Annotated in this window: 19 protein-coding genes; 4 read left to right on the forward strand and 15 right to left on the reverse strand. The window is 33.2% G+C overall.

Annotation, left to right across the window (positions count from 1 at the left end):
* From ACNC7R_RS09740 to ACNC7R_RS09750, 3 genes are all read right to left on the reverse strand, one after another.
* Complete coding sequence (locus ACNC7R_RS09740) at positions 1-630, reverse strand: hypothetical protein (protein WP_417940856.1); 630 nt, start codon at positions 628-630, stop codon at positions 1-3.
* Complete coding sequence (locus ACNC7R_RS09745) at positions 627-1097, reverse strand: T9SS type A sorting domain-containing protein (RefSeq protein ID WP_417940858.1); 471 nt, start codon at positions 1095-1097, stop codon at positions 627-629. Before ACNC7R_RS09745 ends, ACNC7R_RS09740 begins: the two co-directional genes overlap by 4 nt.
* A gap of 152 nt (positions 1098-1249) precedes the next feature.
* Positions 1250-1630: a transposase gene (locus tag ACNC7R_RS09750; RefSeq protein ID WP_417940860.1), complete on the reverse strand. Its 381-nt coding sequence runs from the start codon at positions 1628-1630 to the stop codon at positions 1250-1252.
* Between the two features lie 232 nt (positions 1631-1862).
* On the opposite strand from ACNC7R_RS09750, the gene ACNC7R_RS09755 reads away from it, so the two are divergent.
* Complete coding sequence (locus tag ACNC7R_RS09755; RefSeq protein WP_417940862.1) at positions 1863-2522, forward strand: BON domain-containing protein; 660 nt, start codon at positions 1863-1865, stop codon at positions 2520-2522.
* A 176-nt stretch (positions 2523-2698) separates the two neighbouring features.
* Here the strand turns inward: ACNC7R_RS09755 and ACNC7R_RS09760 are convergent, their stop codons facing one another.
* From ACNC7R_RS09760 to ACNC7R_RS09775, 4 genes are all read right to left on the reverse strand, one after another.
* Positions 2699-3178 (reverse strand): hypothetical protein, encoded by a 480-nt coding sequence (locus ACNC7R_RS09760; protein WP_417940864.1) that lies wholly within the window; start codon positions 3176-3178, stop codon positions 2699-2701.
* A gap of 371 nt (positions 3179-3549) precedes the next feature.
* Positions 3550-4380 carry a universal stress protein gene (locus ACNC7R_RS09765; RefSeq protein ID WP_417940866.1) on the reverse strand — a complete coding sequence of 277 codons (831 nt, stop codon included), beginning with the start codon at positions 4378-4380 and terminating at the stop codon, positions 3550-3552.
* A 68-nt stretch (positions 4381-4448) separates the two neighbouring features.
* Entirely contained in the window at positions 4449-4928 is a 480-nt protein-coding gene (locus ACNC7R_RS09770) for a hypothetical protein (protein ID WP_417940868.1), read from the reverse strand.
* Positions 4929-4957: 29 nt separating this feature from the next.
* A complete protein-coding gene (locus ACNC7R_RS09775; protein ID WP_417940870.1) occupies positions 4958-5128 on the reverse strand; it encodes a hypothetical protein in 171 nt (56 codons plus the stop codon).
* 260 nt (positions 5129-5388) lie between these two features.
* Here ACNC7R_RS09775 and ACNC7R_RS09780 point away from each other — a divergent pair, with 260 nt between their 5' ends.
* Positions 5389-5826 (forward strand): OsmC family protein, encoded by a 438-nt coding sequence (locus ACNC7R_RS09780; protein WP_417940872.1) that lies wholly within the window; start codon positions 5389-5391, stop codon positions 5824-5826.
* A gap of 99 nt (positions 5827-5925) precedes the next feature.
* Positions 5926-8418: a cation-translocating P-type ATPase gene (locus tag ACNC7R_RS09785; protein ID WP_417940874.1), complete on the forward strand. Its 2493-nt coding sequence runs from the start codon at positions 5926-5928 to the stop codon at positions 8416-8418.
* 8 nt (positions 8419-8426) lie between these two features.
* Here ACNC7R_RS09785 and ACNC7R_RS09790 read toward each other — a convergent pair whose 3' ends face one another.
* The 6 genes from ACNC7R_RS09790 to ppsA all read right to left on the reverse strand — a co-directional run bounded on the left by ACNC7R_RS09790 (position 8427) and on the right by ppsA (position 16030).
* Positions 8427-9782 carry an MBL fold metallo-hydrolase RNA specificity domain-containing protein gene (locus tag ACNC7R_RS09790; RefSeq protein ID WP_417940876.1) on the reverse strand — a complete coding sequence of 452 codons (1356 nt, stop codon included), beginning with the start codon at positions 9780-9782 and terminating at the stop codon, positions 8427-8429.
* Between the two features lies 1 nt (position 9783).
* Complete coding sequence (locus ACNC7R_RS09795; protein WP_417940878.1) at positions 9784-10614, reverse strand: restriction endonuclease; 831 nt, start codon at positions 10612-10614, stop codon at positions 9784-9786.
* Between the two features lie 95 nt (positions 10615-10709).
* Complete coding sequence (locus tag ACNC7R_RS09800) at positions 10710-11159, reverse strand: Hsp20/alpha crystallin family protein (protein ID WP_417940880.1); 450 nt, start codon at positions 11157-11159, stop codon at positions 10710-10712.
* 117 nt (positions 11160-11276) lie between these two features.
* On the reverse strand, positions 11277-12326 hold the full coding sequence (locus ACNC7R_RS09805; RefSeq protein ID WP_417940882.1) for a response regulator: 1050 nt from the start codon (positions 12324-12326) through the stop codon (positions 11277-11279).
* Positions 12319-13509: an ATP-binding protein gene (locus ACNC7R_RS09810; RefSeq protein WP_417940884.1), complete on the reverse strand. Its 1191-nt coding sequence runs from the start codon at positions 13507-13509 to the stop codon at positions 12319-12321. Before ACNC7R_RS09810 ends, ACNC7R_RS09805 begins: the two co-directional genes overlap by 8 nt.
* Before the next feature lie 115 nt (positions 13510-13624).
* Positions 13625-16030: a phosphoenolpyruvate synthase gene (gene ppsA, locus ACNC7R_RS09815; RefSeq protein ID WP_417940886.1), complete on the reverse strand. Its 2406-nt coding sequence runs from the start codon at positions 16028-16030 to the stop codon at positions 13625-13627.
* Between the two features lie 629 nt (positions 16031-16659).
* Between ppsA and ACNC7R_RS09820 the strand changes: the two genes are divergently transcribed.
* Positions 16660-17100 carry a hypothetical protein gene (locus tag ACNC7R_RS09820; protein WP_417940888.1) on the forward strand — a complete coding sequence of 147 codons (441 nt, stop codon included), beginning with the start codon at positions 16660-16662 and terminating at the stop codon, positions 17098-17100.
* 467 nt (positions 17101-17567) lie between these two features.
* Here ACNC7R_RS09820 and ACNC7R_RS09825 read toward each other — a convergent pair whose 3' ends face one another.
* Positions 17568-18059 carry a hypothetical protein gene (locus ACNC7R_RS09825; RefSeq protein WP_417940890.1) on the reverse strand — a complete coding sequence of 164 codons (492 nt, stop codon included), beginning with the start codon at positions 18057-18059 and terminating at the stop codon, positions 17568-17570.
* A 223-nt stretch (positions 18060-18282) separates the two neighbouring features.
* On the reverse strand, positions 18283-18663 hold the full coding sequence (locus ACNC7R_RS09830) for a hypothetical protein (protein WP_417940892.1): 381 nt from the start codon (positions 18661-18663) through the stop codon (positions 18283-18285).
* Between the last annotated feature and the right edge of the window lie 429 nt (positions 18664-19092).

Below are 19092 nucleotides of genomic sequence, written 5' to 3' on the forward strand. Positions count from 1 at the left end.
TTAATCAATTTTAAAATTGAATCCTAACTTTATCTGATTGGTGCGAAATGTTAATTTCTCGTCGCTATTATTGGTAATATTTATACTTTGGCAAAAATTATAGCCAAGACTTAGTGATCCAACAGAAGAGAAGGCATACTTCGCAACTAATCCTACAGAGGGTTGTAGTAATATTCCTGAAAATTCTTTTTGATTCATCAGGTCATAATAAATTCCGTTGAGTTCCTGTTTACCATAAACTATGGTAGAAGCATTTAAACCTGCTCCAAGTAAAATATCGAAGCCTTTTTCAGGCTTGTTTTTGTTTGTTAAGAGAGAATAGGATAAGCCTCCGTGAATCCCTAAATACTGTGTATCCCAACGATATGAATTATCAGAACTACTGCCAATTGCATTATATTCATTAAATGAAAGTCCAAATTCATACGAAACTTTTTTTAAACCTAAAGGTTTTTTTAAACCTATTTCATAAAAGTTTCCTGTTCCGACCTGTAGGTCTTTTCTTTGCTGACCGTCAGCATTTTTATACCTATAATTTGTATAGTTTTTACCTGTATTAAAATAAACTTCCTGAGAAAAAAGATTTATAGATACTAGTAATAAGATAAGTAAAGAGTAGTTTTTTATCATTTTTTAATAATTTTAGTGTAGTAAGTCATTGAAATTGATTGAATTTTGACTAGGTACTCAGATTGTGGTAACTTGGACAACTGAATTGTCAAAACGGAATTCTTAAGCATTTCTTTTTGTTTATGAATCAATCGACCAGAAACATCAAAAATATAAATGGATGTTTCTTCGTTAGTGGGTTGCGAAAATTCAAAATTAATTAAGTCGCTAAAAGGATTCGGGTAAGTCAAAACTGTTATTTCCGTTTTCTGATTGGTAGCAATATAGCTACTCCATAGACTTTGTTGAAAACCCTGAGTAACAACTGGATCTTTATTTGAATTACCAATAACACTCTGCTGACCAATTGTCTGGCTAATTATATAACCATCAGCTATTTTTTTTGTTGTTCCTTGAGAAGAAAGCATCTGATGATGCAAAACTTGTCCATAAAATGGAACCGATAAAAGGAGGAATAAATACTTCATAAAACTTTTTTTTAATAAAATTAAAAAAAAAATTAACACAATAATAGGATTAATAGCATTTTTTTTAGATTTTTTACTAGGATTATTCGCCTTAAGATGTTATAGTTTTGCAAATTTGTATTATTCGCTTATTTATAACCTGAGTTCGATTATTAATACAACGCTAATTGACTGGTATTTACTGACTCATATTTAATTTCTGTTTTTTTTGGTAAGAATTGATAAGCAATAATCCCTGCAATAAGATTACACATAAAATTAATCACTGAACGATGTCTTGAGTGTTCAACCTGACAAATATTTTTTAATTCATCGTTAACTGTTTCAATTACAGATCTTTTTCGCAATAATATTTTGTCACTCATAGGTATTAAGCTGTTTTTCATGTTATTACGAATCCTAGTTATCAGTTCTAAGTAGTTTGTGTAATTCCATTTTGCAGTTGTTTTTTGATACTTATGAAATAAGGAATAGCTGTCTTTCTTATTTTTTTTCGTTCTTAAGATTTGATTAATCTTTTTATAAAAACACAAATTGGTTTTAGGTGTCTAATTGTTTTTAACATTGTTTGGTTTCTTTTAAAAAGACCATTTTATCTCAAAAAATATAGTTATCCTCTTAATTGGTGATAATGATTTACATCACTTTTGATATTGATGACGATCATTTGTTTTTCAATCTGCTTTTTTCAATTTTACTAAACTATAAGAAACTATAATGCTTTGTGTATTATGAGTTAAGTCTATAATTTTTAAATTTTTTGCCATGAAAAAAAGTAATGATGTTTTGCGTAAAGAAGTAATGGAAGCGATCAAATGGGAGCCTATTTTAAATTCTAACGACATAGATGTTAGGGTTAATGATGGTATTGTAACCCTTGGAGGTACGGTAGATAATTATACTCAGAAAAAAGAGGCTGAACAAGTTGTTAAAAGTGTTTCAGGAGTAAAGGCAGTAGTAGACGATATAAAAGTTGATCTGTATTTTTCAGGTATTAAAAGCGATACTGATATAGCTGCTTTAGTTATTAAAGCTTTGCACGAAAACTGGGCTGTTCCTGATCATAGATTAAAAGTAACTGTCGAGAATGGATGGGTAACTCTTGAAGGGATTTTGCACTGGAATTTTCAAAGAAAAGAAGCAGACAATGCTATTCGTTATTTAGAAGGTGTCAGGGGAGTAATTGATAAAATAAAAATTGAGGCAGAAATAAAAAATGAACTAGAAAAGGAGTTCGTTGAAAAAGCACTTCGTCGCAGTTGGCTTCTTGATATTGATAATATCAGGGTTAGAGTTGATAATAAGACTATTATCCTTAGTGGCATTGTCAGCTCCTTATTTCAGAAAGAAGCAGCAGAAAGAATTGCATGGAATACACCTGGTGTATGGCATGTAGATAATGAACTTTTAGTCGAATTTGATTGATTTATGCAAACCTTTAATAAAAAATATGAAAAGTAATGATATTTTGCAAACAGAAATTCAATTATAGATTAAAACCAAAATTTCAGCGTACGCCCATACAATCATTTAAGGTTTTTAACTTTTCATTTATAATTTAAAATTTTAGTCTTTTGAAATCTTTTTTAAACCGAATGGCGCTATTCTTTCTGTTTATGACTACTTTGAATTATACTATTGCTAAGCATGTCCTGTATAATTAGTTTTCCATATTCATGTGCAAGACTATTGGTGTTTAAGGGATTAAAGGATTGTGTCTGTACGGAATATTCTAATTTTTGACCAGGCATTGTAAATAGATTACTTTCCCAAAAATAATAGGTATCATTGACATAATATCCTTCCTGGTAGATTTTAGTGTAAATAGCGTTGTAGTAAACAGAGAAGTCATTATCATTATATGGGTCTGTCAAATCATACATACTTTTTAGAGCATAGTACTTTTCTTTTTGTTTATTAAGTAATACAATCGTTAAAACAGCAGCTATATCATCTTGCTCTAATTGTTTTATGATCTCTTTTTCATCTTTCCCTTTAAATGCTTTAAAGCCATAAAGTTCAATAGATGGAATGGCATCATAACCAAGGTTGCAAAGGTCGTCAGCAAGGTGATTTTCCATTTGCCACTGAAGCGATTTGTCTGATTCTTTTATCAATCCAACTACGACGATACGCCCAGTTTTTACATTTAGCTTCTCAGAGGCCTGCCATGAACTAATTATACTTGAACTAGAGCATTGAACTAAAAAAACAGATAATATTATAATGAACGATATGCTTCTTTTCATTGTAATTGTTTTTTGATTACCCAAATTATATTATAGTATAAGATTATGATTTCAACCTTGATTGAAAATAAAGAGGATTTTTAAGAGTAATATTCAAAGATTGTAAACCATTAAACATACTGCTGCTATTACGAAAAAGCAGGATTGTTTAAGATATAAAGTATTGACAGGTTAAATCGGACATCTGCTTTTCCTGCCAATTATTATTTTTTAAATACAAGCATTGGAGTTCTGGTGTTAAACCCTTTTTCAGAAGTTTTAAGTGGTTGAAATAATTGCGCCAACCAGTTTCGGTTTTCTTTGGCAAACATGGTTATGATAGACGGTTTGATTCTCATAATATCAATTTGTAAGTGTCGTAATAGAGATACTTCCGGATTTAACTTTTTGAAATGAAAAGATACTTTGTCAGACTTAAATTTATGCTCTATTTTATTGAGTTTTTTGTTGACATCTTCTTCCTCTGTAAAATAATCATAATGGTATACAGCTATCGAAGCATCAAACGAGGATCCAAATTTTTTGATCAACGGCAGTTCTGTTTCTATTTTTTCTAAATCTGACGGGTATAAAATAGTACTTAATTTTTTTATTCTGTAATGTCCTGGAACAACCAGAAGTGGGATCGGAGATTCATGTAAGATTCTGGTCGTATGACTTCCTAATAGCTTATTTATAAGACCACCGCCTCTTGTACTCATACAGATATAATCGGCTTTAATTCTTTTGGCACAACTTAAAATGGCGTCGCTTACATCAAGTTTATTTTCCGCAATATAGGTTGTTTTACCTGGCGGTTTTTGGGTTTGTCTGTAGAGTGTTTGTACAAATTTTATAAGAGCTTGTTCCTGTTTTTTGTTATCTGGTTCCGGAAGACCTACAAAAGTAACAGCTGAAAAGGGATCAATAATAAATGACGTATTTACATATAGAAATGTAAGTTCATAACCTATTTGAGATGCCAGCTGAATAGCAAAACGTACGGCTACTTTGGAGCTATGAGATAAGTCGGTTGTAACAAGTATTTTTTTCATGCTTTTTAGATTTTTAGATAGGGTACGAAGACCCAATTATTTTAATTAATGATAAATTCAGTTTATTATTATTTTGAAGCAAAATTCATTTCATTAACATAAAGATTCATTTTTTTCCAGTGTTTTTGATCGATTTTCGCAGTATCAATATCAGTTGTCCAGTCAAATCCGGGAAATAATTTTAACCTGTTTACAACGCGTTTTTTATATCCGAATGAAAAGCGATCCCCCCGCATTTGAAACTCTATATTCTTATTATCATTCGTCAAGTTCTTGTATAAAATGGTTTGTGTTTTCCAGTCACCACCCCAAGTAAGGAAGGATTTAATAAAACAGACAACTCCAACAATAATGAATGCCAGTAACCGTGATTTTGATCTTTTTAATTTTCCAAATAACTGGCTTGCTATAAATACAAAAGTTAAAGCTGCAATAAAAAGGATGATAAAATGAAGTATTGAATTATTGATATATAATGGAGTATAACGATTCACTAGTGTAAGTGTAGTAGTTATGAGAAAGAGAGTATACAGTATTGTAGTTTTCATATTTTCATATTGTTAATAGGATAAAAAAATTAAAATTTATCTAAGTCATTTACTTCAGATTCTTCTTCATACAGATTTGAAGGTGTGTTTAAATCTTTTTCATATTGTTTGCGATCTTTATTATTTTGTATAAAGATGTAAATCATCACAATTAAAATGACGATGCTCATAAATGTTAATATGATCCAGTTTGGTTCCATGATATTGCTATTTAAGAGTTAGTTTTTTTTGTTCCGTCTTATGTTATTAATCAGAATTACAGCAGTGATTGCTGTAATTACCATTAACTCCTTTTGATTTGCCATGTAAAATTGCACTAAAGCAGAAAGAATAAAAATGATCTGAATCATTTTTAAAAATGACTTTTAGCACTTATGTTCTTAGTTTTTAATTGAGTATCAGATAAAAGATATGTTGAATATCATTTATTACTAGTGAACAACTAACTAATTTAGTTATTATGAAAACTTCACAGGAATATCAGGTAGATTTAGAATGTCAGGTAAATGGAACTGCAAGAGTAAGTGCCGTTTTCTTTAATAATGATATAGAAGTGTCATTTTATTCCTGTTTAAAAAATCTCGATGAAAATACCTGGTCGGCAGAACATTTATTTCTCGCTTCCGTAGAAAGTTCGTATATGGCAGCATTTTTTAATACAGCCAAAAACAAAGGAATCAAGTTTAAAAAGTTCAAAAGTACCGCCCGTGCCTCTATATTAGTATCAGATGAATTTTCAGAGATAACTGATATCGTTCTAAGGCCTCAAGTAATTATTGAGGAAAGTAATCAGATTAATAAAACATTGAAAATTTTTTCACTGTGTAAAGAACATTGTTTGGTTTTAAAGGCCTTAAAAGTACGACTGCACATATTTCCATCGGTTAGTCTGGAATAAAAAAACTATACTTTTTCAATACTTGAAGCCGCTGTTTAAAGCAAAACTTATTTTGTATCTTTAAGATATTATACGGCGATGCTAATTTATGTACAAGCTATGGATAATAAGGAACAAGAATTACAGGGACTAAATATTGAAGAAGTACTTGACTTTAGAGCAAAATATGGAATCAATAAGTATAATTACAAAAAGGAGAACAGGTTCTTAGCTTTTCTAAAAAGCATCTTTGCAGAACCAATGATTCTTTTATTACTTGTTGCTGCCGGAATTTACTTTGTAAATAGGCAATATAGCGACGCAGTATTTCTTACCGTTTCAATTTTATTAATAGCGGCAATATCACTTTATCAGGAAAAGAGAAGCCAAAATGCTTTGGCAAAATTACAGGAATTCACAGAACCTTTGTGCAAAGTGATTCGTGAGGGTAAACAGCAGAATGTTAAAACACAAGATGTTGTTGTTAGTGACTTGGTAATTGTAGAGGAAGGAGGATTGGTCCCTGCTGACGGAGTTATCATTAGTTCAAATGATTTTTCAGTAAACGAATCGATACTTACCGGTGAGTCGATGAGTGTTTTTAAAGATAAAGAAAAACAAGATAATAAAGTCTTTTCGGGAACTACCATCGTCAGTGGATTAGCAATTATTAAAGTTACAGAGATAGGAAACCAAACAAGATTAGGAAAAATAGGGAGCAGTCTCGAAGCTATTACCGAAGAAAAGACACCATTAGAACTTCAGATTGGGAATTTTATAAAAAAGATGGTTTTTGTTGGAGTTCTGGTTTTTATTCTGGTATGGGCTATCAATTATTCCAAAATGGGTAATATTCTGGAAAGTCTTTTGGTAGCTCTTACTTTAGCAATGAGCATATTGCCAGAGGAGATACCAGTTGCTTTTACAACATTTATGGCATTGGGAGCGCGACGTTTGATGAAAATGGGCATCGTAGTTAAACAAATGAAAACAGTTGAAACTTTGGGCAGTGCCACCATTATCTGTACAGATAAAACAGGAACCATAACTCAGAATAAAATGGAGCTGGCAGGTCTTTATTTACCGTCAGGGTTAGAGACAGACGTAAATACTTTTAGAGAATTAAAAGAAACGGAGGAACTTATAACAACTGCTATGTGGGCCAGTGAACCCATACCTTTTGATCCGATGGAAATAGCCCTGCATACTACTTATAAAAAGTTTACAGCTAAAGATTTGACGGCCAACTTTAAAATGATTCATGAATATCCCTTATCAGGCAAGCCACCAATGATGACTCATATTTTTGAAGATTGTGGAGGAAATCGAATTATTGCTGCAAAAGGAGCGCCTGAAGCAATTTTTGAAGTTTGCCATCTTACAACTAAGGAAAAAGAAATCGTACTATTGGCTATGGATAAACTAACCGGAAAAGGTTATAGGGTTCTTGGTGTTGCCCATGGTCTTTTGGAAGGAAATAGGTATCCTCAAACACAGCAGGAAATTCCATTTGTATTTAAAGGTCTGGTTGCTTTCTATGATCCGCCAAAGGATAATATTTCACAGGTACTGCAGTCTTTTTATAAAGCAGGAATAGGGGTAAAGATTATAACAGGAGATAATGCCCGTACAACAAATGCGATTGCTCAGCAAATTGGTTTTAAGGGATTTGATAAAGCCATTACAGGCGATGAGCTAATGAAGTTGAGTGATTCGGAATTACAAAGCAAAGTAGTGGATATAAATCTCTTTAGCCGAATGTTTCCCGAAGCCAAACTAAGGATTGTCAACGCTCTAAAAGCAAATGGACTAATTGTTGCCATGACCGGAGACGGTGTTAATGACGGGCCTTCCCTTAAAGCAGCTCACATAGGTATTGCCATGGGAAAAAAAGGAACAGCTATAGCAAAAGATGCTGCCTCCCTTATTCTGGTAGAAGATGATCTTTCTAAAATGGTAGATGCTGTCGCAATGGGAAGGAGAATTTATACGAATCTAAAAAAGGCAATTCAATATATTATATCAATACATATCCCCATAATTCTGATCGTTTTTATTCCACTTGCTTTAGGATGGATGTATCCCAATATTTTCAGTCCGCTACATGTAATTCTGCTAGAACTTATTATGGGGCCAACCTGTTCAATACTCTATGAGAATGAGCCTACTGAAGCCGATACCATGCAAAGAGAGCCCAGAGCATTGACATCTACTTTTTTTAAGACAAAAGAATTGATTACAAGTATTTTGCAGGGAGTTGTTATTAGTATTGGAGTATTAGGTATATATCAGTGGTCGGTGTATAATCAATGGAATGAAGACATCACGCGAAGTATGGTCTTTTTGACTTTGATTACGGCTAATGTTCTGCTCACTCTTGTCAACCGATCTTTTTATTATTCATTATGGGTAACACTTCAATATAAAAATTTCATGGTTTCTCTTTTAATAGGCATTACAGTGCTTTTGGTTATACTCCTATTTGCAGTACCTTTTTTACGTTCTTTATTTAATTTTGAAATGCCGGCACTTTTTCAGCTCATTGTATGTGTATTGGCAGGATCAGTATCCGTATTATGGTTTGAGATTCCAAAGTATTTTAGAAGGAAATGAAAAATCTTCTAGATTTCTACCTCACTTCCTATGAGCGGAACAATACAGTTAAAACCATATCGCTCCTGAATTTTAATTCGAAGTTCATCTGCCGGAAGATTTTCTCCATGTACTAAGTAAATGCATTTGGGAACATTTTGAAGTATTGAAAGCCAATTTACAAGATCTTGTTGATCTCCGTGAGCAGAGAGTCCTTCAATCTGAACTATTTTAGCTTCTACGTTATAGTAGTTTCCGTATATTTTAATTTCATCGGCACCTTCAAGAAGTCTTCTTCCCCGTGTGCCTTCAGCCTGATATCCTACCATTACAACTGTAGTTTTCTCCAGGCCTATATAATGTTCAAAATACGATAATACGCGACCTCCTGTTGCCATTCCGCTTGCGGCAATGATTACTTTTGGCTGAGTGTCTTCAATGATTCGCATAGTCTGTTCGTATTCAGAAACTATTTTAAACATTTTGCACATTTCATGACAGTCATTAGCAGCGAGTTTATGCCATTGCATATTCTGCAAAAAAATATCCAGAACACTGGCACCCATCGGTGTATCCAGAATATAAGGAACATTTGGAATTCTTCCCTCCGTTTTAAGCTGCCATATCAAATACATTATGGATTGTGCTCTTTCAACAGCAAATCCTGGAATAATAACCGTTCCTTTTTGTTCTATAGTGGTATTAATATAATTTTCAAGCTCTTTTTTTGCATCCAGATCAGGATGAAGACGGTTACCATATGTACTTTCTAAAAAGAGATAATCTGCCATTATGGGTTTTGTTGGTGGAAACATCAAGACATCATCATCTCGTCCAATATCGCCAGAGAAAACCAAAGTTTTACCTTCAACAGTAAGTGTAATAGTACAGGCTCCAATGATATGTCCTGCACCAGTAAAAATAGCTGCAATATTATTGCCTATAACTGTTGATATAGTAGGCTGTATAACTCTAAAAAATGGAAAAACGCTTTCAGCCTCCTCTAAAGTATAGAGAGGCTCTGCCTTTTCATGCTTAGAATAATGTTCTTTGTTAGCTTTATTGGCTTCTTCTTCCTGAATTTTGGCACTGTCTAAAAGCACAAGTTTCGCTACATCTTTAGTGGGAGAGGTGCAATATATTTTGCCTGTGAATCCCTGTGCAACCAATCTTGGGAGCCATCCACAATGATCCAGGTGTCCGTGTGTTAGTAGCACATAATCTATTGTAGAGGGCAAAACCGGTAAGGGCTCCCAGTTAAGTTGTCTAAGAGTTTTAAGACCTTGAAAAAGTCCACAATCGATCAATATTCTTATACCATTACTTTCTATGAGTGTTTTTGAGCCTGTTACAGTCCCGGCACCTCCAATAAATTTTATTTTCATTTTAAATAAGTTTACAAATTTGTGAGGCTTCTTTTAATACATTTCGAATCCTGTTTTCACTAATTCCTATTTTATGAAGACTTTTCGAATCATTAATAAGATCTTTTACAAGTATTTGATCGAGAATAAGCAATTTTTCTTTTTCGACCATTGAGAGTGTAGTGAGACAGGTAATAGGGTATAGGCCACCTTTGTCTATTTTATTTTTGATGCTGTTGTTTTTCGGATAGTCCCAACTTAAAAGCGTTATCCCGCTGCAAATGGCAAAATTCTCAGCATCTTTAGTAAATCGGTTGTTGGTTACTATTATACAGGAATCGATGTTTTCGCTTCCGCTAAAAATAGTATGCTGTTTTGATTTGAGGTCATTAAACCGGGAAAGGATGTACATCGGCACTTTTACATCTGAAGCGCCTTCTCTGCTGCTGTGAAATTTGCATTCAACCATCCAGAGCCTGTTTTCTTTTTTCAGCACTACATCTATTTCATGCGATACACATTTTCCTTGCAGGGTTAGATTTGTCCTTGTCTTATAACCTTCTGCAGCATAAAGTCTGGATATGAATTTTTCAAAGAAAAAGCCTGCCGGCCCAAGCATTTGTAATGCATAGCGCAGGTTATATCGCGCAGCATCTGCGTTTGATGCTTTTTTTAAGATCGCAAATGCCAGCTTATATATTTGCTTGGTGGTTATGCCTTCATACATTTGATTTTGTATCTGTACAAGGGACTCCCTGATCAGACCAGGAGAAGCTCCGGATTTTTGAAGAGAAAGTTTCAATTTTTCAATATCGAAGGGGACAACATGTCCTGAGTGCTTAATTACTTTCATTTTATTCAATATTACAGCAGATTCTGATTATCAATCAAAATACGACATAAGATGTGCCTAAAAATAGATTTAAAAGCACATCTTATTTTTTTTCTTTATTCTATTTTAATTTGTTTTGCAGGAGTCTTAGGACTGCTGTTCTTTTTGGGTAGTGTAAGCTTTAAAATGCCATTTTTATAAGTAGCATCAATTTTATCGGCTGCTACATTATCTGGTAAAACAAAAGAACGGCTGAAGGAGCTGTACGAGAATTCTCTTTTTTTAAAATTTTTGTCTTCCTCTTTTATTTCTTCTTCTTTTTTTGCGCTGACAGTTAAGACTCCATTTTTAACCTCTGCTTTGAAATCTTTATTCTGAAGCCCGGGCGCAGCAAGTTCAATTTCAAAATTTTCGGCATTTTCAATAACATTAACATTGGGCGTAAAAGCTCCTTTTTGATTTGTAAAAGCAAAAAAGGATGGTATGTCCAGAAAACGATCATTAAAGAAATCTTCAAAAATACTTGGGTGAGAACCATTTTTCTTAGTTGGTACTAGCGTTGTCATAATAGTATAATTTTAAATTAAACATTTAATTGAATTTTTAATCAAAATTAGAGCAGATTATCGGCAGATAAGATGACGCAAATCATGTGAGAAATTGATATTCATCACATTGAAAAATTAGTTTTTTATTCTGCTTAGTTTTTCTAAATTAAGAATATGTATCGTACTGGAAGTCTTTTCGATTAACCCTTCTTCTTTAAAATCGCTTAAAGTGCGGCTTACAGTTTCAGGTGAAGTTCCGGAAAAAGCTGCCAGATCATCTCTGGAAAATTTAATACTGGTCCCATCAGAGCTATGCTGCTTTAGCAGGTGTACAATGCCTTGAGCAATTCTTTTTCGTACTGACATATAGGCAATCTGCAGCAATCGTTCTTCTTTTTCCCGCATATCATTTGCGAGAATTTTAATAAATTTGGCACCTACATCAGGATACAGAAAAAGTAGGTTGTCAAGTTGTTCTGTTGGCAAAAAGCTTAAAACGGTTTCTTCGAGTGCGATAGTTGTATCGTTATAGGTATCGTTTGAGAACAGTATACTAATATCCAGATAATCGTTTTCTTTATAAACACCAGTAATAAGTTCACGTCCTTCCTGGGTTAGTTTTACGGTTTTGACTTTTCCGCTTATGATATAATAGATCCCTAGTACATGATCGCCTTCGTAATGAATATATTGATTTTTTTTATAATGTCGCGTACTGCGATCAAGCATGATTTCTTTTAGTTTTACGAGTCCATCTTTTTTAGAAATAACTGCGTTGAGGTTTTCAGCACTCTGTCCATAAAAAAGTTGTTGCATTTCTTTTTTCTTCAACCGGGCTTCTATTGCCTTCAGGAGCTCAATATCATCAAATGGCTTGGTAAGATAATCATCAACTCCCAGTTCCATTCCTTTACGAATATCGTTTCTTTCCGCTTTGGCAGTCAAAAATATAATAGGTGTTGCTTGTGTTTCAGGATGTTTATGAAGAATATGTAAAACGCCATATCCATCAAGTTCAGGCATCATAATATCACATAGTATAAGATCTGGCAACATTTTAAGCGCTGTTTCGACTCCTGTTTTTCCATTAGCCGCGGCAAAAACCTCATATCCTGAAAGTTCAAGTATTTCAACAACATTTTCTCTGATATTGTCATTATCTTCAATGATAAGTATTTTAGTCATAACATGGCAATTCAATTGTAAATAACGTTCCTTTATCAACGGTACTTTGAAATGAAATAGTTCCGTTCATCAATGATACATAGCGCGAAACAATGTGCAGTCCCAGACCTGTTCCGGGAATATTTCCTGTATTATGTGCCCTGAAAAAAGCTTCAAACAAATGTTTATGATCTTCCTCGGGAATACCAATACCGTTATCTTTAACATTAATGGTTACCATAGTATCCGTGATTGAGGTTGATAGTTCGATTTCGGTTTCCTCTCCGGAATATTTTATGGCATTAGATACCAGATTGATGATACAATTTTTGAGTAAGTTTTTGTCCAGCTTTACCAAAATAATTTCAGTATTGCGTATGCTAATTATCTTTTGTTTCTTTTTTGTAAGGAGCTTCAGTTCTCCTATAATTTCTTTTATAAAATCCTGCAGATTAAAAGTTGATATTTCGAGAGTAATTTTATTCGATTCTGTTTTTTCAAGAAGTAGAAAATCATTCAAAATTGCGGTCAGGTTTACAATGGCGCTTTTGATTTTTAGTATATGGGTTTCAATTTTTGGATTATTTATACTTTCTACATAACGCTGAAGTAGGGCAGTGGAAAGCTGAATGGTGCTTAAAGGCGTTCTAAATTCGTGTGAAGCCATCGATAAGAGGCGGCTTTTAATTTTATTGAGTTCTTTCTCTTTTTCCAGGGTGTTGCTGACTTCTTCTTTTGTGGCGGTTAAGGCCTGAATTGTTTCATTTAAAGTCTCCGTACGGTCTTTTACTAGTTCTTCTAAATGCTGAGTGTATTGCATTAAGCGGTTTTCTGCTTCTTTTTGGTGACTCATATCATGAATGAAACCTGCAAAGATTCTTTCTCCTTCAAATTTAACTTCACTTACTCCAAGTCTAAAAGGAAATATGTTTCCGTCTTTTTTCCTCCCAAGCACATCCCTGTCATGCCCAATAATATGCGGAATTCCTGAAGATATATAGTTTTGTATATAAGAATCGTGTTTTTCTCTATCTGGAGAAGGCATTAAAAGTGAAATGTTTTTACCAATAACTTCTTCCGGATTATACAAAAAAAGCCTACATGCTGAAGGATTAATAGATTCAACAATTCCCTTTTCGTTAATTGTGATTATTCCATCGATTGCATTTTCAATAATTGCATTTAAAAGTGCCTGGTTTTTCATTTTGCAATCGATTTATTTTAAACAAATTTCGGTAAATGTTTTTGATAATCAATGTTTTATCTTGTTGTTTTTATGTAATGATTTTATTCTTTAATTTATGATTCAGAAAGTTCTTTTAATGTATAGAAGTATCTCTTTTGAACTTTAGAGAAAGTGTTGATGTATTGATATTTTTAATACCATTTATTAAAGCATCAGCATTAAAAGAAATGCTATCGATTCCTGCCGTAACTAAAAATTTTGTAAAATCTGCTGAATCACTTGGCCCCTGTCCGCAAAGTCCAATTTTCTTACCCATTTTCACAGCGGTATTTATCATTTGAAGTATGAATTGTTTTGAAGCTGGATTTTGTTCATCAAAAAGATCCGCAATTAATTCAGAATCTCTGTCGATACCTAAAGTAAGCTGAGTTAGATCATTGGAACCGATAGAAAAACCATCAAAAATTTCAGCAAACTCCTGAGCCAGTAATATGTTTGATGGCATCTCTGCCATTACATATATTTCAAGGCCATTATTGTGCTGTTTTAAACCGTATTCTTCCATTAGAGCGATTACTTTTTTTCCTTCTTCGGGCGTACGACAAAATGGAATCATGAGTTTTACATTAGTAAGTCCCATTTCATCGCGAACTATTTTCATCGCTTCACATTCAAGTCGGAATCCTTCGCGGTATTTTTCATGATAATAGCGGGAAGCGCCACGAAAACCAAGCATTGGATTTTCTTCGTGAGGCTCAAAAAAAGAGCCTCCAAGAAGTTGAGAATATTCATTGCTTTTAAAATCACTCATTCTCACAATGACTTCTTTGGGATAAAAGGCTGCTGCTATAGTAGCGACACCCTGTGAAAGTTTTTCGATGAGGTAATTTGGTTTGTGACTATAATTTTGCGTGAGTGCTGTTATCGCTAAACTTTGATCAGGATCTATTACTTTTTCCGGATGAATCAGGGCCATCGGATGTATCTTCACATCATGGCTTATTATAAACTCAATTCGAAGTAATCCTACGCCATCATTTGGATAAAATGATAAATCAAAAGCTTTATGGGGTTCAGAAGCTATTAGCTGTACTTTTGGTTTTTGAGGGAGCTGGATTTTACTGAGTGGGACAGTTGTTTGCAGGTATTCCAATTTACCTTTATAGACATTACCGGTTTTTCCTTCTGCGCAGCTCAGGGTAATAAGATCACCGTCTTTAATAATTTGAGTGGCATTACCTGTTCCTACAATTGCCGGGGTTCCCATTTCCCTGGCTACTATAGAGGCATGACTTGTTCTTCCTCCTTTATTGGTAATGATTCCAGCCACTTTTTTAAGAATAGGATCCCAATCCGGGCTGGTAAAATTAGTAACCAGAATTTCGCCGTTTTGTAGTACTGAAGCCTCTTTTGGCGATAATAAAATTCTCGCATTACCACAAATTATACGGTTTCCTACAGCCTCGCCCTGAACTAGTGCTATTCCTTTTTTTTCTAATTTATAAGTAGTAATTGTTATTGGCTTTACTAGAGAATGAACCGTTTCTGGTCTTGCCTGAATAATATAAAGCTCGCCATTTAAGCCATCTTTTGCCCATTCAAAATCCAATGGTTGATTATAGTGTTCTTCTATAATGAGGGCCCATTTGGCCAATTTTTCAATTTCGGAATCTTCAAGTACAAATTTGTTGCACCATTTTCGGGGCGTAATTTTTAGAATTGTCGAATTAGTACCGGAAGGGGTATCACTATAAATGAGCATCTTATTTTTTGCTCCAAGATTTTTCTGTAAAATAGCTTTTTTATTGTTTCTAATGGATCTTTTAAATACAAGAAATTCATCAGGAGTTACGATACCTTGCACGATTGTTTCGCCTAATCCCCAAGTACCTGCAATATGAATGACATCCAGAAATCCTGATTCGGGTTCCAATGTAAATCCGATCCCTGAACAAGCTAAGTCGGATCGAACCATTTGCTGGATACCTACAGAAAGAAATACTATGTCATGATCAAAACCTTTGTCGATCCTGTATTTGATAGCTCTGTCTGTATAGAGTGATGCAAAACAGCATTTTACCGCATAAATTAGCGGCATTGTACCTTTAATATTTAGAAATGAATCATGTTGTCCTGCAAAACTTGCATTGGCTAGATCTTCTGCAGTAGCACTACTTCTAACAGCAACAGCCAGATCTATGCCTTCAGATAATCGGGCGTATGCGTCTGAAATTTCAGTCTGAAGAGCAAGGGGAAATTTTGCATCAAGTAGTAGCTTTCTCGCTTTCTCACCAATTTCAGTTAAGTTGGTAAAGTCTTTCTTATCCAAAAGTTGCATTAATTCCTTTAGCGCAAAACTTAAATGATTGTATTCTATAAAATCTTTGTATGCGGTTGTTGTTATGGCAAAACCATTGGGAACTCTAATGCCATGAGCCCTAAGATTATTGTACATTTCTCCCAGAGAAGCATTTTTTCCTCCAACTTTATTAATATCGTTAATTTCGATCTCACTAAACTTTAAGATATATTGTTCCATTTTTCATTTCTTTTTAAATCTTTCTTTTGATGGCTTTTAATTTTATTTTAAAGATAGTTTGACACTTAAAAATTAAAAATGATTGGAATCATCTTTTGATATTTACAGCTTTCTTATAAGGTGATACAAATCATTTTTCTGCTTAAATTATTAAATGATATTTGCTGTATTCGATTATAGCTAAGATGTATCGAGGATAATTTTAATTTAAAATAAGTTTAGAAAGTAATCTCAGTTTTTAAATAAAAAGCACAATGAAAGCAAATAAATCACAAAGAAAAGCATATCGATATTTGAGAAACACAAAAAAACAGATAAGGCTGGTAATGAGTATTGGAGTGCCAAGGATCTTGCAAAAGTGCTAGGTTATTCCACGTATAGTTTATTTATTGAAGTGTTGGATACAAGGGCTTTCTGTATTAATTCAGGTCAGCAGAAAGCATCACATTTACATTACCAGAGAATATGCCCTTAATGGAAAGTATTCCATTGCAACAAAAGCATGATAAAAATTGCACTCAGAAAATAATCCTAAAAAGAAAACATCAGCTAGTTGAAGATATTGAGTTAAAATCTTTATAAATAATGCTTTAAAGTAAAGATTATTAAGGAATTAAATAAGTAATATTATGAAAAAAAAATTCTATATACCAATTGCTATCATTATGCTTTTGTATTGCTGCCAGAAAAAGGATTGGATAGATCCAAATGAAAATGACATAGAAACAAATTCAGCTGAAATGTCCGGTATCAATGATAATCTACTTAGAAAGTGGTTCGCATTGAATAGAGAATCAGACAGTATAATTAAATCGGCACAGCTAATTATTGATAAACAAAGAGATGAAGTCGAATCTCATCCACAGGACGAGCGGGAATACATGAATACGTGCATAGAAGATGCTCAGAAGCAACTTAACTTACTGAAAGAAAAAGTAAAATTTACTAAACAGTTTGCTGGGGATATTAAGCACTATGATCCATCTTTACAACACACTATTGACTCGTTAGAGGAAGATTATGTTCGAGGGAAAGATAAACTGGAAGTTGCATTAAAAGAGTTGAAATAGTGTGAATAATTAGCAATATTTTAAATTAGAATAAGTGCCATCTTTTTTAAATTATGCGCAATAGAAAGCAATCTGATTTCCAACTCGACTTTGTTTTGTCCTCGAAGCATACCTAGTTTAAATCCTTTATTGTGGATTTATGCAAATACGGGGGCTACATCATCAGACCTTTGTTTTCTGAGTTGTTTTCCCCGTTTTGTTTTAAGTAAATGAAATGCCTTTTGCCCTATTTTGGTCAGTTCAGATCACTACCCGTATGGTTTAAAAAAAAGTATATATTTGAAAAAGCAAGGCCAGGTAAAAACTTGAATATGAAATTTTTTAGGGCTGGCGGCTGTAAATTTGGTAAGTGTTTCAATGAAACTTCTTAAAGTTGTTTCATTAACGATATCCACAGCAGAAATTTTTGAAACCACTGTGGATTAAAATTATTTTAAACAGATACTTTAATGAAATAATAAAATGAATTACCTAATTTCAGAATGCCTGATTTCTCCGCCTGTAGTGCCTGTTTGCTGACCAAAGTATAAAATTACCAGACAGTATAGTATTATTATTAAAGCAATATGATTAGCATATAATTTCTTTTTCCAATTGCTCCACAAAGCAACTATCGAACCTATACCGAATACATAAGATAATAAAGCAAATACCTCTGCTTTTTCTTCATGTTCATGGATTAATTCTTTAGAGATTCCATCTATATGTTTTACTACGTCCTCTGCGTCATCGCCAGTTGCTATGGCTCCAAATGTTGCCAGGGCCCCCAGTATAAAAATACAATAAGCCGTTCTTTTTACAATTTCTGATTTTACTATAAATCCGCCAATAAGAACCAACAATCCTACAATAGGTATAATAATAGGTAAGTGGTTTATTACTAAGTGATAATGTGCTCCGTTCATAATTTTTTGTTTTAAAGTATTAATTTTTGATTCTTCTTTGTTCTCCATTTTCATCCAGGCAATGCATTAGTTAAGCCCGATGTTGTCCTTGTCGACATTGCTTTTCATAGACCAATCGGGAGAGTTGTAAAAAGTCTATGATGAGTTTATTTCTTACAGGAAACTCAATTATTTTAGTAAGCATAAGTTTGTTTTGTTAATAGTCGCTGTAAAAAAATAAGGAATAGCAAAAAAACACGCGTCATTAGACGTGAAAGTTTTAAGAGGATAAAAAATATTAACAGTCTCTAGGCGGCTGCCAGATAGAAGAAAGGGAAATGGAAGAATAGGCAAAAGAATACGTATATAAATTTTGTTTTTTAAAAGTAAAATTTACTTTTTCTATGGTTTTGTATTCTTGTATTAAAGGATAAAATACAACAGAACTGATATTGGTGTGTGATTTAAAAGGCAGTTTCATATCCTTAGTATAATCGGTATCAAATAAATCTGGTCCCTGATAATGAATGCATAAAAATTGAAGAACAGTTAAATTAGGATTTTGCTCTTTATGTTCCACATAATGCTCTACCATTACAGGCAGCTTTATAAGCTCTACCAATTGCGTTACAGACAAAAGGTAAACCGATAAAAAGAATATAGAAAGATGTTTTTTCACAATCCAAATATAAACAATAATCCTGTATTATTTCGAGGTAACTAATTGTTTAGAAGTGATTTAAATAATTTAGTTTTGCCAAAATAATTTTAATTTTTACTTGCAGAAAGATAAAAGGCTGTTTAAAAACAAAGGAGGATAAAGCTATTACTGGAAGTTTATTCCTACTCACTAGAATGGTTCTAAATGTTAAATTTGATTGTTTTTTTACTTCAATTCACACTAAATTAGCCATTTCATAAAACCAACTGTTAAAAAACGTCTTGTTTTTTATTTATCGGCTGTTAATTAGGATTACATGTCTAATTGTACAGCATTAGCAATAAACTTATCCTGTAGTAATTTAATTAGAAATATTATCCATGTATACTATAAATACGTAGCTGGCCTATTTTAAATACAACTTAGATTCTAAAAAGCTCATTGTAC

It is taken from the genome of Flavobacterium adiutor (genome assembly GCF_048282555.1).
Lineage (GTDB): Bacteria > Bacteroidota > Bacteroidia > Flavobacteriales > Flavobacteriaceae > Flavobacterium.

Coding starts and splice junctions, on each gene's coding strand:
- ACNC7R_RS09805 (WP_417940882.1), bottom strand. CDS start 12,326: ATGACTAAAATACTTATCATTGAAGATAATGACAATATCAGAGAAAAT.
- ppsA (WP_417940886.1), bottom strand. CDS start 16,030: ATGGAACAATATATCTTAAAGTTTAGTGAGATCGAAATTAACGATATT.
- ACNC7R_RS09825 (WP_417940890.1), bottom strand. CDS start 18,059: ATGAAAATGGAGAACAAAGAAGAATCAAAAATTAATACTTTAAAACAA.
- ACNC7R_RS09820 (WP_417940888.1), top strand. CDS start 16,660: ATGAAAAAAAAATTCTATATACCAATTGCTATCATTATGCTTTTGTAT.
- ACNC7R_RS09760 (WP_417940864.1), bottom strand. CDS start 3,178: ATGGAAAATCACCTTGCTGACGACCTTTGCAACCTTGGTTATGATGCC.
- ACNC7R_RS09740 (WP_417940856.1), bottom strand. CDS start 630: ATGATAAAAAACTACTCTTTACTTATCTTATTACTAGTATCTATAAAT.
- ACNC7R_RS09780 (WP_417940872.1), top strand. CDS start 5,389: ATGAAAACTTCACAGGAATATCAGGTAGATTTAGAATGTCAGGTAAAT.
- ACNC7R_RS09755 (WP_417940862.1), top strand. CDS start 1,863: ATGAAAAAAAGTAATGATGTTTTGCGTAAAGAAGTAATGGAAGCGATC.
- ACNC7R_RS09800 (WP_417940880.1), bottom strand. CDS start 11,159: ATGACAACGCTAGTACCAACTAAGAAAAATGGTTCTCACCCAAGTATT.
- ACNC7R_RS09795 (WP_417940878.1), bottom strand. CDS start 10,614: ATGAAAGTAATTAAGCACTCAGGACATGTTGTCCCCTTCGATATTGAA.
- ACNC7R_RS09785 (WP_417940874.1), top strand. CDS start 5,926: ATGGATAATAAGGAACAAGAATTACAGGGACTAAATATTGAAGAAGTA.
- ACNC7R_RS09745 (WP_417940858.1), bottom strand. CDS start 1,097: ATGAAGTATTTATTCCTCCTTTTATCGGTTCCATTTTATGGACAAGTT.
- ACNC7R_RS09775 (WP_417940870.1), bottom strand. CDS start 5,128: ATGGAACCAAACTGGATCATATTAACATTTATGAGCATCGTCATTTTA.
- ACNC7R_RS09770 (WP_417940868.1), bottom strand. CDS start 4,928: ATGAAAACTACAATACTGTATACTCTCTTTCTCATAACTACTACACTT.
- ACNC7R_RS09765 (WP_417940866.1), bottom strand. CDS start 4,380: ATGAAAAAAATACTTGTTACAACCGACTTATCTCATAGCTCCAAAGTA.
- ACNC7R_RS09810 (WP_417940884.1), bottom strand. CDS start 13,509: ATGAAAAACCAGGCACTTTTAAATGCAATTATTGAAAATGCAATCGAT.
- ACNC7R_RS09790 (WP_417940876.1), bottom strand. CDS start 9,782: ATGAAAATAAAATTTATTGGAGGTGCCGGGACTGTAACAGGCTCAAAA.